The sequence below is a fragment of the Pseudomonas sp. Y24-6 genome, from assembly GCF_020295325.1.
GTDB classification, from domain to species: Bacteria; Pseudomonadota; Gammaproteobacteria; order Pseudomonadales; family Pseudomonadaceae; genus Aquipseudomonas; species Aquipseudomonas gregormendelii.
In genome coordinates, this window is record NZ_JACBXG010000011.1 from 118095 (window position 1) to 134647 (window position 16553).

Annotated in this window: 17 protein-coding genes and 1 pseudogene; all 18 read left to right on the forward strand. The window is 58.3% G+C overall.

All coding sequences use genetic code 11. From position 1 onward, the window contains the following. Positions 1–20: 20 nt before the first annotated feature. A complete protein-coding gene (locus HYI44_RS20825; protein ID WP_150578816.1) occupies positions 21–1085 on the forward strand; it encodes an amidohydrolase family protein in 1065 nt (354 codons plus the stop codon). Continuing rightward, positions 1085–1936 carry a fumarylacetoacetate hydrolase family protein gene (locus tag HYI44_RS20830; RefSeq protein WP_225570377.1) on the forward strand — a complete coding sequence of 284 codons (852 nt, stop codon included), beginning with the start codon at positions 1085–1087 and terminating at the stop codon, positions 1934–1936. Before HYI44_RS20825 ends, HYI44_RS20830 begins: the two co-directional genes overlap by 1 nt. A 13-nt stretch (positions 1937–1949) precedes the next feature. Further along, positions 1950–2852: a 3-hydroxyacyl-CoA dehydrogenase gene (locus HYI44_RS20835; protein WP_318653941.1), complete on the forward strand. Its 903-nt coding sequence runs from the start codon at positions 1950–1952 to the stop codon at positions 2850–2852. Next, a complete protein-coding gene (locus tag HYI44_RS20840) occupies positions 2849–4024 on the forward strand; it encodes a thiolase family protein (RefSeq protein ID WP_225570379.1) in 1176 nt (391 codons plus the stop codon). The genes HYI44_RS20835 and HYI44_RS20840 overlap by 4 nt, the downstream gene beginning before the upstream one ends. A 1-nt stretch (position 4025) precedes the next feature. After that, positions 4026–4529 carry a carboxymuconolactone decarboxylase family protein gene (locus tag HYI44_RS20845; RefSeq protein WP_225570380.1) on the forward strand — a complete coding sequence of 168 codons (504 nt, stop codon included), beginning with the start codon at positions 4026–4028 and terminating at the stop codon, positions 4527–4529. A 139-nt stretch (positions 4530–4668) separates the two neighbouring features. Beyond that, complete coding sequence (locus HYI44_RS20850; protein ID WP_225570381.1) at positions 4669–5946, forward strand: cytochrome P450; 1278 nt, start codon at positions 4669–4671, stop codon at positions 5944–5946. A 111-nt stretch (positions 5947–6057) separates the two neighbouring features. Further along, positions 6058–7365, forward strand: coding sequence for an amidohydrolase family protein (locus HYI44_RS20855; RefSeq protein ID WP_225570382.1), 1308 nt, complete (start codon positions 6058–6060; stop codon positions 7363–7365). Positions 7366–7476: 111 nt separating this feature from the next. Next, complete coding sequence (locus tag HYI44_RS20860; RefSeq protein ID WP_225570383.1) at positions 7477–8625, forward strand: acyl-CoA dehydrogenase family protein; 1149 nt, start codon at positions 7477–7479, stop codon at positions 8623–8625. Continuing rightward, the gene (locus HYI44_RS20865; RefSeq protein WP_225570384.1) at positions 8625–9698 is read left to right on the forward strand and encodes an acyl-CoA dehydrogenase family protein; all 1074 of its coding nucleotides are present in this window, start codon (positions 8625–8627) and stop codon (positions 9696–9698) included. The genes HYI44_RS20860 and HYI44_RS20865 overlap by 1 nt, the downstream gene beginning before the upstream one ends. Further along, on the forward strand, positions 9695–10495 hold the full coding sequence (locus tag HYI44_RS20870; RefSeq protein ID WP_225570385.1) for a crotonase/enoyl-CoA hydratase family protein: 801 nt from the start codon (positions 9695–9697) through the stop codon (positions 10493–10495). The genes HYI44_RS20865 and HYI44_RS20870 overlap by 4 nt, the downstream gene beginning before the upstream one ends. Positions 10496–10537: 42 nt before the next feature. Beyond that, a complete protein-coding gene (locus HYI44_RS20875; protein WP_225570386.1) occupies positions 10538–11662 on the forward strand; it encodes an acyl-CoA dehydrogenase family protein in 1125 nt (374 codons plus the stop codon). Between the two features lie 24 nt (positions 11663–11686). After that, positions 11687–12238 (forward strand): glutathione peroxidase, encoded by a 552-nt coding sequence (locus HYI44_RS20880; RefSeq protein WP_225570387.1) that lies wholly within the window; start codon positions 11687–11689, stop codon positions 12236–12238. Between the two features lie 4 nt (positions 12239–12242). Continuing rightward, positions 12243–13094, forward strand: coding sequence for a pantoate--beta-alanine ligase (panC, locus tag HYI44_RS20885; protein ID WP_225570388.1), 852 nt, complete (start codon positions 12243–12245; stop codon positions 13092–13094). An 80-nt stretch (positions 13095–13174) separates the two neighbouring features. Further along, entirely contained in the window at positions 13175–14032 is an 858-nt protein-coding gene (locus HYI44_RS20890; RefSeq protein ID WP_412548502.1) for a cache domain-containing protein, read from the forward strand. Between the two features lie 6 nt (positions 14033–14038). Next, positions 14039–15247 (forward strand): MFS transporter, encoded by a 1209-nt coding sequence (locus HYI44_RS20895; RefSeq protein ID WP_225570390.1) that lies wholly within the window; start codon positions 14039–14041, stop codon positions 15245–15247. Between the two features lie 40 nt (positions 15248–15287). Further along, positions 15288–15443 (forward strand): annotated as a pseudogene (locus HYI44_RS29670) (LysR family transcriptional regulator); the annotation flags it as partial. Between the two features lie 18 nt (positions 15444–15461). Continuing rightward, positions 15462–16190: a LysR substrate-binding domain-containing protein gene (locus HYI44_RS20905; RefSeq protein ID WP_225570461.1), complete on the forward strand. Its 729-nt coding sequence runs from the start codon at positions 15462–15464 to the stop codon at positions 16188–16190. Positions 16191–16265: 75 nt separating this feature from the next. Continuing rightward, on the forward strand, positions 16266–16553 hold the full coding sequence (locus tag HYI44_RS20910) for a DUF3861 domain-containing protein (protein WP_225570391.1): 288 nt from the start codon (positions 16266–16268) through the stop codon (positions 16551–16553).

Below are 16553 nucleotides of genomic sequence, written 5' to 3' on the forward strand. Positions count from 1 at the left end.
CAACTTCGAGGTACCAAGACATGCTTATCGATCTCCACGCCCACGCACCGCACCCTGGCTATTACAACCAGCACCCGCATTGGGGGCCGTTCTTCGAGCAGCACGCTGATGGCGATATCAAGCTGCGGGTCGGTGACTGGATTCTGGGTCTTGGATCGCCGGAGCGTAAGGCTGCCGTGCGCTCGGGTAATGGCCCCAAGCTTGAAGAATATTTTGCTCGCTGGGCTGACCCGAAAGTACGGCTGGCCGGCATGGACGCGGCTGGACAGAACCTGCAGGTAGTTTCCGTCCCGTCTCACTGCTACATGTACTGGACCGAAGCGGAGTTCGCCGTACCTTTCGCCCGCAAGGTCAACGAAACACTGGCTGAGTACTGCTCTGCAGCCCCTGACCGGTTGATGTTCTGGGCCCATGTGCCATTGAATGCGCCCGAGGCGGCGGCGGCTGAATTGCGCCACGCCTGCACCGAACTGGGCGCTAAAGGTCTGGTTGCTGGTGGCGCGAACTTCGGCGGGCTGGAATTCGATTCGCCGGAATTGGATGTGGTATGGCGAACTCTCTGCGACCTGGATCTGCCGATGTTTATCCACGGCTATAACCAGTCCGTCACATGGGGCAAGAACGCTAACGACGACCGCTATGAAACCACCGCAATCGTGGGTATGCAGTACGACGAAAGCCGTTGCTTCTGGAACCTGATCTGCGGCGGTGTGTTGGACCGGTTCCCCGACCTCAAGGTTTACATCACCCATGGCGGCGGTTATGTGCCGTACCAACTGGGCCGCCTGGCCAAGACCAACGAGAACCTCGACGTCAAATACAACAAGAAGCCGCTGCTCGAATACATGAAGAACTTCTACTTTGACGTCGAGCTGCATGAAGTTCCGATGCGTCAGGCGCTGGTAGACATCATCGGTGCCGACCATGTGCTGTATGGCAGCAACTTCGGTGGCAGCGACGCTGTGCGCCATGATCTGACCCACGGTCTGAAGCTGTCTGATGCCGACCTGCGTAAGATCCGCTACGAAAACGCATGCCGTTTGCTGCACATCGATCCGGCCAAGTTGGGCAAGGTAGGTGCCTGATGAAACTGGCGCGATGTGAGTATTTCGATACGGGCATCTTCTGGGCTGTGGTGGATGTCGCACAAGACCAGGTGACGCCCATCTCCGGCAACTTCAATGACTGGGCGCCCGGTGTTGCGGCCGGGCGCGGCATCAGCTCTTTGCGCTTCGCTGGCCCGGCGCTGCCACTGTCCAAGATGCGCCTGCTACCGCCGATTGAACCGGTCAATCGTGTGGTCGTGGCGGGCGCCAACTATGCCAAGCATTTGGCCGAGTTCGGCTTGAGTGCGCCGTCCCAGCCGGTCGCGTTTCTCAAGGCCTATGGCGCGCTAATCGGCGCCAATGACCCGATACGCTTTCCGCCACTGACTGAAGAACTCGATCATGAGGTTGAGTTGGTCGCCGTCATCGGCACTGCCGAGATCGACCTGGAAAATCCGCTTGCCTGCGTGCTGGGCTACACGGTTGGCAATGACGTCAGCGCGCGTGATCTGCAGCGCAGTGGACCGGCTGGTATCGGCATGGACCTGTTTGCGGCCAAGAGCCAGGATCAGACCACAGGTCTGGGGCCCTGGATCGTGACCAAAGACGAATTCCCCGAGGGATCTCCGCGGCTGCGGCTGACACTTAAAGTGAACGGCGAGACGCGCCAGGACGGCTCGACTGGCGAAATGACCTGGGGTGTCGATCACCTGATCCGCTTTGTACAGCAGCGGTCAAGTTTTGCCTGTGGCGATGTGTTGTTCACGGGCTCGCCGGCGGGAGTGGGGATGGGCACCGGTCTGTTCCTCAAGGAGGGTGATGTGGTCGAAGCCAGCGTTGAAGGCATTGGCACGTTGCGCAATGTGGTCAGCAAAAAGAACCGCGCCTAATCGAGAGCCAAAAATGAACGCCAATAATGAAAAAGTAGTCGTGGTCGGTGCAGGTTTGATGGGCACCGGTATTGCGCACGCGTTCGCCAGTTCCGGGTTCAACACGGTATTGGTCGATACCAACGCCATCTCATTGACGAGCGCCCGGGGCAGTATTGAAAAGATTTTTGCCGACGGTGTCCGCCTGGGTAAGGTCAGCGAAGAAAATGCACAGCGATCACTCGCCAATCTTCAGACCTGCAGTGACTTGAGTGAAGCGGCAAGTGGCGCCAACTGGCTGGTGGAAACAGTCTCCGAGCAGTTGGCGGTAAAGAAGGCGGTGCTCGCCCAGGCGGCACCACTGATGGCGCCAGGTGCAATTATCGCCACCAATACCTCGGCCCTCAGCGTGACCGAGATTGCCGCATCGGTGGACTGTGCCGATCATGTGATCGGCATGCACTTTTTTAACCCTGTACACAAAATGAAGCTGGTAGAACTCGTCCGTGGACTTGCCACAAGCGATGAAGTGGTGACGCGCACGCGCATCCTCTGTGAGCAGATCAGCAAAACCTCGATCATCGTCAACGAATCGCCAGGGCTAACCACTAGCCGCATGTCTGCGCTCTTGGGTAACGAGGCGATGTGGATGCTGCAAGAGGGCACCGCCACCGCCGAAGACATCGACACGGCACTGCGGTTGGGTTTCAACCATCCGATGGGCCCGCTGGAATTGGGTGACCTGACCGGTTGGGATACGCGATTGTCTGTCCTGCGGTATCTGCACCAGACCTTGGGCGACAAATTCCGTCCGTGCCCGCTGATCATAAAAATGGTCGCTGCCGGTCGGCTGGGTCGAAAGTCCGGACAGGGTGTTTATCGCTATGAAGAGGGCAAACAGATACCTGGTTCCGGACTCAAGGCGAGCGCGCTATGAAAGACATCGTGATTGTAGATGCGGTGCGTACGCCGATTGGCAAGTTTCGCGGCAGCCTGGCCACCGTGCGGGCCGATCACCTCGGGTCGCTGGTGATCAGTCGCTTGCTGGAGCGAGTGGATGTGTCACCCGCTCTCGTCGATGACGTGATCTTCGGCAATGTCACCCAAATTGGCGAACAGTCCGCTAATATCGCCCGCACCGCATTGCTGGGTGCGGGTTGGCCGGTCACCGTGGCCGGGCTGACCATCGACCGCAAATGTGGCTCGGGGGAAGTGGCGGTGCATTTGGCGGCAGGTGCCATTGCAGCGGGTTCAGCGGATATCGTGGTGGCCGGCGGTGCGGAGAACATGAGCCGCGTGCCCATGGGCAGCAACCGCGAGATCCATGGCCAGGCGTTTGGCTGGATGGCTTCACAGCGTTACGAACTGACAAGTCAAGGCGAGGCGGCCGAGCGTATAGCTGACAAGTGGTCGCTCAGCCGCGATGCCTTGGATGATTTCGCATTCGCCAGCCACCAGCGCGCTGCGGCGGCGTCCGATGCCGGTCATTTCGATAATGAAATGGTGTCGGTCGCCGTCGAGGCGCTTCGCGAGCACGGACTTTCGGAGCCCGCAGCGGTGCTGAACCGGGATGAAACCATCCGACGTGATACCTCGCGGGAAAAACTCTCGACGCTCAAGACCAGTTTTCGCCCGGACACAGGTCGCATCACGGCTGGCAACTCGTCTCAAATATCCGACGGGGCGGCGGCGTTGCTGTTGATGAGCGCTGACACTGCGAAAAAACTCGGCCTTAAGGCGCGCGCGCGGATCGTCGCCTTCACCACCGTTGGGTCCGATCCGACATTGATGCTCACCGGCCCCGTTGCCGCCACTCAGAAAGTGTTGGCCAAGGCCGGGCTGGGCATCAATGACATCGACTTGTTCGAAGTCAACGAAGCATTTGCCTGTGTGCCGTTGGCCTGGATGCAAGAGACGGGGGTGCCGCACGACAAGTTGAACGTCAATGGCGGCGCCATTGCCTTGGGCCATCCATTGGGCGCCAGCGGCGCGCGACTGATGACTACGTTGTTGAATGAGCTGGAGCGCCGAGGCGGACGTTTTGGCCTCCAGGCCATTTGCTGCGCCGGCGGCATGGGTACGGCGACCATCATCGAACGGCTCGATTGAGGTGGCGCGTCTTCCGCTGATTCCTCTGGACGCCATGCCGGCTGCGCTTCAAGCAGCAGTCGAGCGTGGTCAGCGCAGCCGTATGCTCAGTTCAATCACGCCGGTCCAGGTCTGGGCGCATCGACCCGACGTAGCATTAGCCTGGCTAGGTTTGATGGAGAGTCTGCACAGCGAAAGTCTGCTCGATGAGCGCCTTCGTGAGCTGGTGCGTCTGAAAATTGCCAGCATCACCACATGTCAGGCCTGTCAGTTGGCACGCAAGTCCGATTCAGTGACTGAAGAGGACATAGCCTGCATGGCCACGCACAGCGAGCACTTTACGTCGGCAGAGTGCGCCGCGTTGTGTTACGCCGAGTTGTTCGCCAGCGATTACCTGGCGATTGACGACACGCATTTCCTTCGACTTGGTGAGTATTTCTCGGTGGCTCAGGTCGCAGAGCTTGGGCTGTACTGTGCGCTGATGTTAGCGGGCGGGCGTATGACATTGGTCCAGCAAGCCTACTGACATGTCTCGCAGCACAAATAGTTGTTCGAATTATCAATAAGTGTCCAATACAGTCCGTCGCGGGCCTATTATCAGGCGGTAGGCGCGTCCTTCAGTAGCCTGCCTTAAAAAAATAATGACAAAAATAGCGGAGACGATCATGTCCACACCGGCGCAGAACGATCTGACCAAGGCTTTTACCGATGTAGCCAGCAATTATCGCGGTAACAGCGATATCGACCTGCACGCGACTTATCGCGATATGCGCGCCAATTCGCCCGTGCTGCAAGATAATTTCATGGCCCGGCTGGGCGTGCCGACCATCGCCGGGCTCGATGCCAGCCGGCCGACCTTCACCTTGTTCAAGTATGACGATGTCATGGCTGTCATGCGTGACGCCAACACGTTCACCAGCGGCTTTATCGCCGAAGGGTTGGGTGCGTTTTTTGATGGTCTGATCCTCACCGCAATGGACGGCGAAGCGCACAAGAACATCCGCAACCTGTTGCAGCCGGTATTCATGCCGGACACGGTGAATCGCTGGAAAGAAACCAAGATCGACCGGGTGATTCGCGAGGAGTATCTCAAACCGATGGTGCCGGCCAAAGGCGCCGATCTGATGGACTTCGCCCTGTACTTCCCCATTCGCGTGATCTACTCGCTGATCGGTTTTCCCGAAGATCGCCCCGAGCAGATCGAGCAGTATGCCGCCTGGGCGCTGGCCATCCTGGCAGGTCCGCAAGTCGATCCGGAAAAAGCCGCTGCAGCACGCGGCGCTGCGATGCAGGCCGCGCAGTCGCTTTACGATGTGGTGAAAGTTGTCGTGTCGGAACGTCGCGCACAGGGTGCATCGGGCGACGATCTGATCAGCAGGCTGATCAACGCCGAGTATGAGGGACGGTCGCTGGACGACCATGAAATCGCCACTTTCGTGCGCTCACTGCTCCCGGCGGCCAGTGAGACCACTACTCGCACATTTGGCACGCTGATGTCCTTGCTTCTGCAAAATCCGGATGTGCTGGAGCGGGTGCGCAATGATCGCAGCCTGGTGAACAAGGCCATCGATGAAGCGGTGCGCTTCGAGCCGGTGGCCACCTTCAAGGTGCGCCAGGCTGCCAAAGACCTGGAAATTCGCGGTGTGGCGATCCCTAAAGGTGCGATGGTGCAGTGCATCGTGACGTCCGCTAACCGCGATGAGGATGCTTTCGTAAACGCTGACACGTTCGACATTGACCGCAAACCGAAACCGTCCTTCGGGTTCGGCTTTGGCCCTCACATGTGCATAGGTCAGTTTGTCGCTAAAACCGAGATCAACTGCGCGTTGAATGCCATTCTCGACCTGATGCCCAATATTCGTCTAGACCCCGACAAACCAGGCCCAATGATTGTCGGCGCACAGCTGCGCGGCCCGCACTATCTGCATGTGCTGTGGGACTGATGCACACGAACCTGAATTAATATGAACATAATCAATAAATGTGTTTAGTTTTAGCGGGATGTGCACTATGATTCAGGCACAACAACAAGCCCGAATGCGAAGGGGAAAACAATGAAAGTTGAAGATCTGATTCTCGTCAGTGTCGATGACCACGCGATCGAGCCGCCAAACGCTTTTGCTCGCCACATGCCTGCACGCTTCAAGGGGCGTGAGCCACATGTGGTCAAGAAAGGCGATCGCGATGTGTGGGTCTTTGAGGAACAGGCCACTGGTTACATGGGCCTTAATTCCGTAGTCGGCCGACCCAAAGAAGAATACGGCATGGAGCCGTTGGGCTACGATCAAATGCGCCGTGGCACCTGGAATGTAAAGGACCGCGTCGACGACATGAACGCCAATGGCGTGCTCGGTTCATTGTGCTTCCCCACCTTTCCCGGCTTTGCTGGTCAGCGTTTTCAGATGCACGCGGACCGCGACGTGTCCTTGGCCGCGATCCAGGCTTACAACGACTGGCATCTGCACGATTGGTGCAACGCAGCACCGGGCCGTTTCATCCCGCTGATGATCGTGCCGTGGTGGGACATGAAAGCCGCTGCCGCTGAAGTCCAGCGTCTGGCAAAACAGGGTGTGCACGCGCTGTCGCTGTCGGACAACCCCGCCATTCATGGTTACCCGTCGATTCACAGCGATTACTGGGATCCTCTGTGGAAAGCCTGCAGCGACAATAAGGTCGTGATCTGCTGTCATATCGGAACCGGCGTAAAAGCCCAGCACGCTTCGGATTTGTCACCTATCGATGCCTGGATCACCTCCATGCCGATTTCCATCGCCAACTCCGCCGCCGACTGGATATGGGCACCGATGTGGAAGAAATTTCCGGACCTGCGCATGGCCCTTTCTGAAGGCGGGATCGGCTGGATTCCCTATCTGCTGGAGCGTGCTGACTTCACCCACCGTCATCATAACGCGTGGACCAACTCCAACTTTGAAGGGAAGATGCCCAGTGACATCTTCAACAAACACTTCATCACCTGCTTCATCGAGGATAACTTCGGTCTGAAGAACCTCGATTACCTGAACGCCGAGATGGTCACTTGGGAGAGCGATTACCCGCACTCCGACTGCACATGGCCGAACTCGCCGGAAACCGCATGGGAAGGTTTGCAACATCTGCCTAAAGAGATGATCGACAAGATCACTCACTTGAACGCAATGCGCGAGTTTTCCTTCGATCCGTTCGCCATCCACGGTCGTGAAAACTGCACCGTTGCTGCACTGCGGGCGCAAGCCACGCACGTCAGCATCGAGCCGGCATTGGGTCTGGGTGGTGCCGATCACGGTCGCCAGGACAACAAGCCTGTTACCTCCGGCGACATCAATGCGATGTTTGCCGAGGCTGACGCGCAAACCGCGTTGTAAGTCGCTGCTGTTCCTGCAGTCGCCGGCCAACGGCGACTGTGGGGTGGTTGCGGTTCAGTGGTCGCTTCGTCCGAAGCGATTGCGCCAGTGTTCAGCCGTTAGAGAGCGCATATGGCCATCAGTCAATTTTCCTACAGCAGTATCCCTCCCGAGACGCAAGCGCTTCGCCCGCAAGTGCGTGCGTTCATTCGTGAGACGCTGGCCGATTTCCCACCCCTGTTGAGCGCTCAATCCTGGATGGGATTCGATGCCGAATTCAGTAAAAAACTAGGCGCCAAAGGCTGGGTCGGCATGGCATTGCCGAAAGTTTACGGTGGCCGGGAAGCCGGGCCGTTCGCTCGTTACGTCATCATCGAAGAGTTGCTGGCAGCCGGCGCACCGGTTTCGGCCCACTGGATCGCCGACCGGCAGAGTGGGCCGCTGATCAACCGATTCGGCACAGAGCAACAAAAGCAGGATTATCTGCCGGCCATTTGCAGGGGGGAGAGTTACTTCTGCATTGGCATGAGCGAGCCCAATTCCGGATCAGACCTGGCATCCATCAAAAGCACTGCGGCGCGTGATGGCGATGACTGGCTGGTTAACGGGCAAAAAGTCTGGACTACCAATGCGCACCACTCGCATTACATGATTGCCCTGGTGCGTACCGGTGAAAAACAAGCGGCCCGGCATGACGGCATGTCGCAATTTATTGTCGACTTGAGCTTGCCCGGAATCACCATCCGGCCTATTCGAGACCTCGCCGGTGGCGAGCATTTCAACGAGGTGTTCTTTGACAATGTGCGGTTGCCTGGCAATGCCTTGATTGGTACTGAAGGCAAGGGATGGGATCAAGTCACCGCCGAACTGGCGTTCGAGCGCAGCGGCCCGGAGCGTTTTCTCAGTTGCCTGGCGTTGTTGAAAACGTTGATTGATGCGGTGGGCAAGACACCTGATGCGCTGCAGGCACGAGAGATCGGGCGTTTGTCTGCCAAATTGCTGACCTTGCGCAACATGTCGTTGTCGGTCACGGCTCAGTTGGCCGCGGGCGAACATCCCGCCTGGGCTGCCTCATGCGTGAAAGACCTCGGCAATGCCTTTGAACAGGAAATTCCAGAGGTTGCCCAGCTGCTTCTGGAAACCGAGCCACGGCAGGATGGCGGCAGCGAGCACGCGCGCGTGCTGGCCTACCTGACCCAGATGGCGCCGTCATTCTCACTGCGTGGGGGCACCCGCGAAATTCTGCGCGGCATCATTGCCCGCGGCCTGGGGTTGCGATAATGCGCGAGATATTTGAAACCACGATTGAACGCCTCTTTGCCGATCTGGCGACACCGGCTTATGTCATGAGCTGCGAAGGCGGTGAATGGCCGGCCGAGTTATGGGCTGCGCTCGATGATTCAGGCTTTACCCTGGCGGGTGTCAGTGAAGCACTCGGCGGTGCCGACGCCAGCTGGGCCGATATGTATGTGCTGGTCCGTGCTGCCGGGCGCTATTGCGTTCCCGCTCCACTGGCTGAAGCACTGCTGGGCAACTGGCTGCTGAGCACAGCGGGCCTTGAGGGCAAGGCGGGCGCCCTCAGCGTCGCTGCCAACGCCGAGCTCGTACTCGATGGCGAGTGTGTTTCCGGCAGCCTTGCAGCGGTCCCGTGGGGACGCAATGTCGAAGCGATAGTTGCGGTCGCCAGTGACTCCGCCGGCGCAGCACACGTGGTGCTGCTGCCGCGCAGCAGTGCGAGCGAACTGACGTTGAGCCTGAACGTTGCGGGCGAACCACGTGACGGCCTTGACTTCACCAATGTCCAGGTGTTGGCGCATGCGCCGCTGCCAAGCGGGCTTGACGTCGATGTGCTGGAACTGGGCGGCGCGATGCTCCGGGCAGCACAGTCAGCGGGGGCATTGCACGCTCTGTTGGACATGACCGCCAACTATGCTGGCGAACGCAAACAATTCGGCAAGCCCATCGGCTCGTTCCAGGCCATCCAGCAACAATTGGCGGTGTTCGCTGAACAGGCTGCCGCTGCCGGGATAGCGGCCGAGGCGGCCTTCACCGAATCCGGTTGCGGCCTCGCCGCGTTCACCATCGCCGCTGCAAAAATCAGTACGGCAGAAGCGGCGAGCGTTGGCGCAGGTATTGCCCATTCGGTACACGGCGCCATAGGTTTTACCGAGGAATATCCGCTGCATCTGCTGACCCGTCGGTTGTGGGCGTGGCGCAGCGAATTCGGCTCCGCCAGCCTTTGGAGTCAGCGCCTGGGCAGGCAGATATGCCAGGCAGGCAGCGTTGATTACTGGCCTTTATTGACCAGCCCCGGCCATCAACCTTTAACCCGTCTTTCGAGTACCCCGGTATGAGTGCCTTCCTGCAGATTGAGCGCGAGGGCGGCATCGTCACCGTGCGTATGAACCATCCCGAAACCCGAAATGCGCTGACTACGCACGAACAGATCCAGGAATTCGTCGACCTCTGCGCCGAACTGCGCCGTGACATGTCGGTGCGGGTGATGGTGCTCACCGGTAATGGCAGCGCGTTCTGTGCCGGCGGCAACGTCAAGGACATGCACGAGCGCGGCGGCATTTTCGCCGGTTCGCCGTATGAACTGCGCAATACATACCGCGATGGCATCCAGCGAATTCCGTTGGCGATCTACGAGCTGGACATCCCAGTGATCGCTGCAGTTAACGGCCCGGCAATTGGCGCGGGCCTGGATCTGGCTTGTATGTGCGACATCCGCCTGGCGGCGCCCAAGGCCATTTTTGCCGAGAGCTTTGTGCGCCTGGGCATTGTCCCGGGCGACGGCGGCGCGTGGTTGTTACCGCGCATCATCGGTATCCCGAAGGCCAGTCTGATGGCGTTTACCGGTGACGCGATCGATGCCGCGAAAGCGCTGGATTGGGGGCTGGTGGAGCAAGTCTGCACCCACGAGACCCTGCAATCGGAAGCACAGGCACTGGCTAGACGCATTGCCAGCAACCCGGGCCATGCGTTGCGTTTGTGCAAGCGCCTGTTGCGTGAGGGCCAGCATATGCGCCTGGATTCACTGCTGGAGTTATCGGCGGCCTATCAGGCCCTGGCCCATCACACCCAAGACCATCAGGAAGCCGTGGCGGCTTTTGTCGATAAGCGCGAACCCCAATACCAGGACCGCTGATCACTTGACGTCCACAACAAGAATCGATCGGGAGTAAGCAAAATGCGTGGCGTATTTCGAGAAGACCACAACATGTTCCGTGATCAGGCCCGGCGTTTCGTCGACCGCGAAATCGTGCCCTATCTGCATGAATGGGAAAAAAACGGCATCGTTCCCAAGGAAGTCTGGCTCAAGGCCGGAGAGAATGGTTTGTTATGCTCCACGGTGCCCGAAGAATACGGTGGCCCGGGGGGCGACTTTGGTCACTCGGCGGTCATGATCGAGGAACTGGCGCGCGCCAACGCCACTGCCGTGGGTTTTACCACGCACTCTGAAATTGTCACCCCTTACATCGTTGCTTATGGTTCCGAAGAACAAAAGCAGCAATGGCTGCCACGCATGGTCAGCGGCGAATTGATCGGTGTGATTGCCATGAGCGAGCCGGGCATTGGCAGTGACCTGCGAGCCATGCGCACTTCGGCCCGGGTTGACGGTGACGACTACATCGTCAACGGTCAGAAAACCTTCATTACCAACGGCGGTAACGCCGGCCTGGTGGTCACTGCGACCAAGATGGACCCTTGCGCGAAGGAACTGACCCTCATCTGCGTCGAAGAAGGCCGCGCAGGATTCGCAAAAGGACGTCTGCTGGAAAAGATCGGCCTGAAAGGGCAAGACACCGCCGAACTGTTTTTCGATGAAGTGCGAGTACCGGTCGGCAACCGGTTGGGGGAGGAGGGGATGGGTTTCAAATACCTGACCCATCAACTCGCCTGGGAACGTCTGATCATCGCCATTCGCGCCGCTCAGTCGATCGATACGCTGCTTGAAGAGACCATCGATTACACCCGCGAACGCAAGGTATTCGGCAAACCGGTGCTGGATTTCCAGAACACCCGTTTCAAACTGGCCGAAGCCAAGGCTCAGGCCACTATGTTGCGAGTCTTCGTAGACGACTGCCTGGCCAAGGTGATGCGCGGCGAGCTGACCCCTGAAATTGCGGCAATGGCCAAACTGCTGGGCTCGGAAATGCAGGGCAAACTGCTTGATGAGTTCCTGCAGTTGCATGGCGGCTACGGCTTCATGAGTGAATACAAGATCAGCCGCGCCTGGGTCGACGCCCGAGTGGCCCGGATCTACGGCGGTACTTCGGAAATCATGAAAGAAATTATCGGCCGTACCCTTTGAAGCACACTTGCATGGGGCAAACAGATGAGTAATTCCCTTTACGACATTTCGCTGAAGCAGATCGATGGCAGCTCCACCCGTCTTGGCAATTACCGCGGCAAAGTCTTGCTGGTGGTCAACGTCGCCTCAAAGTGCGGCCTGACCCCGCAATACGAAGGCCTGGAAAAGCTCTACCAGAGCAAAAAATCCCTGGGTTTGGAGGTGCTCGGTTTCCCGGCCAACGATTTCAAGGAACAGGAACCCGGTACTGACGCGCAGATAGCTGAGTTCTGCTCAGTCAACTATGACGTTCACTTTCCGTTGTTCACGAAAATCTCAGTGACCGGTGAGGACAAGCATCCCCTTTACATCGAGTTGACTGCTGCGCAACTCGAATCCACCGGTGAAGGCCCGTTCCGTGAACGGCTCAAGGGTTATGGCATCGAGTCGCAAAACACCACGGAAGTCCTGTGGAATTTCGAAAAATTCCTGATTGATCGTCAGGGTGAAGTTGTCGCTCGTTTTGCGCCAGACGTTGCGGCTGATGATCCCCGTCTGCTTGAGGCAATCGACGCTCAACTAGCCCAAGAGGCCTGAAGCGGTGCAGACAGTCGAAACAATCAGCGCGCTTCGTGCGCTGGTCGCCCGTGCACGGAGTGAGCAGAAGAAAGTCGCCCTGGTGCCGACCATGGGCAACTTGCATGACGGGCATATCGCGCTGATTCACTGCGCAAGACAGCGGGCTGACTTCGTGGTCGCGAGTATCTTCGTTAATCCGCTGCAGTTCGGCGCGAATGAAGACTTGGCCAACTATCCCCGGACGCCCGATGCCGACCGCGAGAAACTGGTCAACGCTGGCTGTGATGTGCTGTTCGCCCCGGCAGTCGAGCAAATCTATCCGGATGGCATGCTCAATCAGGCCATCGTCAATGTACCGCAGGTGTCAGAGGGACTTTGCGGCAGTGCACGGCCTGGTCACTTCGATGGCATGGCGACTGTCGTCATTAAGTTGTTGAACATTGTGCAGCCCGACGTCGCGGTTTTCGGCGAGAAGGATTATCAGCAATTGGCCGTTGTTCGTTCGATGGTCAAGGGCCTCAACATGCTGACCGATATTGTCGGTGCGCCGACCATCCGGGCAGCGGATGGGTTGGCGTTGTCATCGCGCAACGGCTACCTAAGTGAACAGCAACGCAGAATCGCCCCCGTTCTTTACGCGAGTTTGAAAGAAATGGCGGCGTCGATTCGCGAACTTCATCGGGTGGACGAGTCGCTGCTTCAGGCATGTCGGCAACGCATGATTGATGCGGGCGTCAATGTGGACTACTTCGAAATCCGTAATGCACAGGATTTGGCTCCGGCGAGGGAGGGCGCTGCTCATCTGGTACTTCTGGTAGCGGCCCGCATTGGTACCACGCGGCTTATCGATAATTTGACCGTGGACTTGCGGTGATTCAATCAACCATGAGGGCAGCCAGTGCGCTGGTCTCAGGCCATCGCGACATCAGAAAGATCAGCAGAGGAATAACAACAATGAGCCTTTATCGAACTTTCGCCGTGCTTGGCCTGTGCCTTGTGGCCTTCGTCGTCGCCGCTCAACCGGCACCCCCAGATGCTTATGACATGGATACCCAGCGTGCCAACGCCTTGCTGGCAAAGGCCGTCGCAGCCTACAAAGCCAAGGGCGACAGCGCTTTGGCAGAGTTTAGCCGGCAGGGTGCTTATGTTGATGGCGAGTTGTACATCTACGTGGTCAGCACCTCTGGTGTCATGCTTGCCAGCGGCGGGCCTTCAGTTTCACTGGTCGGCAAACCGGTGGTCAGCGTTCTCGACGACGACCTCAAAGTTGCGTTTCAGCAAGCCATCTCGCGGCCCGACGACGGAGTCGTGCACAGCGCCGAATATCGCTGGTGGAACTGGCAACATGGTAAGGTCGAACGCAAACGCGTGTTTTACCAACGTATAGAGGACCGTGTGATCTCTGTCGGTTACTACATGCCACGGGCCAGTCCCGAACAGGCGCAAGCGTTGCTGCAGCAGATTTCCGGGAAAGTCGCCAGCGATGCGATAACCACATTGGCGCTCATCAACAAGCACGACAAGACCCTGACTCAGGACGATCTCTACGCCTTTGTGGTGGACCGGAAAACCCAGCGGTTTGTCGCTCATGGTTTTACGCCACGCCTGATCGGCACCGACTTTAAGTCGTTGCGTTCAACCGACGGCAAGCCGATTGGCGAAGACATCCTCAGGCTGGTTAACGCGCATGAAACGGGGGAAATCACCTATCAGTGGCGCAACCCTATGACCGGGCAGAATGAGTACAAGCGAACGTTCGTGCAGCGAGTGAACGGCTACATCGTTGCCGTGGGCAGTTATGCAATCAAGTGACCGATGATGAGCGAAGCAAGTGCTCTAAGCCGTGATAGCGATAAGGCAATCGCCGGTAGCGGGCTGATCCTGTCAATCATCGTCTTCAACTTCATTTCCTACGTCTGCAGTGGCCTGCCGCTTGCCGTGTTACCGGGATACGTCCTCAATGACCTGGGTTTGACCTCCGTCTTCGCGGGTATCGTGATCAGTTCACAGTATCTGGCAACACTTCTGGCGCGCCCGCTGGCCGGTGGCGTGGCTGATCGACGGGGTGCCAAATACGCCGTGGTGTGCGGGCTCAGCGGATTGATTTTGAGCGGCACTCTAACTGCGCTCGCTCTCTTTCTGCCTGATCAACCCTGGTGGCTGATCCTGACGCTGTTAATGCTGGGGAGGCTGGTGTTGGGTGCTTCTACAGCAATGATCTCCACACCTTGTTGCACGTGGGCGATCGGGTTATGTGGTGCGCCTCGTGCAGCCCAGGTCATGTCGTGGAATGGCATCGCAGCCTATGGCGGGACCGCCGTAGGTGCGCCGTTGGGTGTGTTGCTTGGCTACTCGCTGGGCATTGTGAGTGTGGGGCTGTGCACGGTATTGCTTGCCTTGACGTTCCTGCTTCTGGCACTGGGCAAACGCCCGGCACCCTTGGTTGCAGGTGCGCGCATGGCCTTCCATCGAGTGCTGTTCACCGTGATGCCCAATGGCCTGGTCCTGGTGTGCAGTTCATTGGGATTCGGCGGGCTGACCGCATTTGTAGCGCTGTACTTTGACAGTTTGGGGTGGGACTACGCTGCCTGGTGTCTGAGTGGTTTTGGCCTTGGTTTTATCCTCGCTCGGTTGTCTTCTCCGGGGATTCTGCAGCGATTCAGAGGCTACAAAGTCGTGGCTGGCTGCCTGCTTGTTCAAACGTTGGGCATGCTGTTGATCTGGCTGGCACCGTCTCCTGCGTTGGCGATTGCCGGCGGTGTGCTGACCGGGGCAGGGGTGTCATGGGTCTATCCAGGCCTCGGGGTGGAGACATTGGTACGCACGCCACCCGCGAACCGCAACTCTGCGCTCAGTGCTCTGTCATTGTTCTTTGATATTGCAGTAGGTGTAGCGGGTCCGGTCATGGGACTCATCGCTTCAGGTTTTGGCTACGCCGCTATATTTTTCTGTGCCGCAGTGATGTCGGCAGGCGGTTTTTTTCTAGTGATCGGGTTATGTTGGCGGAGTGAATCTATACATCATTGACTCAAAATAGGAGTGGCCCGGGATGGACACAAAGGCTCTGATGATATTCATCAAGTTGTCGGAGCTAGGCAGCCTGACGCGCGCGTCACTGGCGCTCGAAATCACCAACTCGACAATCAGCCGCCAGCTGGCGCAACTCGAAACCCAGTGTGGTGGAAAACTTTTTTTTCGGAATGGCCGGGGCGTGGTGCTTACCCCCCTGGGGGAATGCGTCTTGCCCCACGCAAAGTCGATCCTGGCAGGCGTCGACCGCCTGCAGCGCGACTCCGCGGGCATCGCCGGAGTGCCTACCGGGCTAGTCAGGATCGGCATGATGCCCGCTTTGGCACCTCTGCTGGTGCCGCAGATGCAAGCGCGTGTCGCCGAGCGCTACCCGCGGGTCACGCTGAGTGTGTCGGAGGGATACAGCAGTCAGCTGGACGAGATGTTGGCGGACGGTTCCATCGACCTGGCGCTCCTCTTTCAATATGGCCGTTCGACGCGAGTGGGCCGTGACTTCCTGGCACCGGTCGATTCCTGGCTGGTGGGCGGCCCTGGTGTACTGGATGGCCATCAGGGCCCCGTGGCTTTCGAGGCGATCGCCCGCCAGCCGTTGGCGCTGCCGCCGTTGCCGAACAACCTGCGTGTGACCTTGGCGCGGCAAGCAGAGCAACGTGGCATCGACCTCAATGTGGTGATTGAAATCAACTCGTTCATGGCCTTGCTCGAATTGCTTGAGCGCGGCCAATGCGTGTCCATCCTGCCGTACTTTGCCATCCGGCAGAAGCTACTTGACGGACAGTTGTCCGGGCTGCCAATTGCCGAGCCGTCCATTGCCCGCTCGTTGATGCTCGCCACCACCTCATTCGTTCCCGCGAGCCTGGCCGTGCGCGAAGTGTCGCGGATCTTGCGCGCGCTGGTTCTGGAGGAGGGGGAAAAAATGCTCCCCAGCCGCTCTTCATGAACGACTACTTGCGAACACTGGACGCCGGTCGAGGGCATGCGATAATCGCCGCTTGTCACTGGGAAGGATTTTCATATGAAACAGCATCGTTATCGCGTTCAAATCGAGCACCTGGAAGATCCCAAAGGCCAACCCGTATCCCGTGAACCATTGAGCTTCGAGGTCGGCAATCACGACGATGTGTTTCATATCGTGGAGGTCATGAAGGCTCGCGGGGATTTCGACCCGGACACGTCCGCCTCGTTGGCTATCGGCCTCAAGTTATTCAGCGAGGTGATGCTCGAACACAAGGATCACCCGCTGTTCGAACAGTTTCGCCCTCATTTCGTCCAGTTCATGAAGCATCTCAAGGGCAAGAAATAA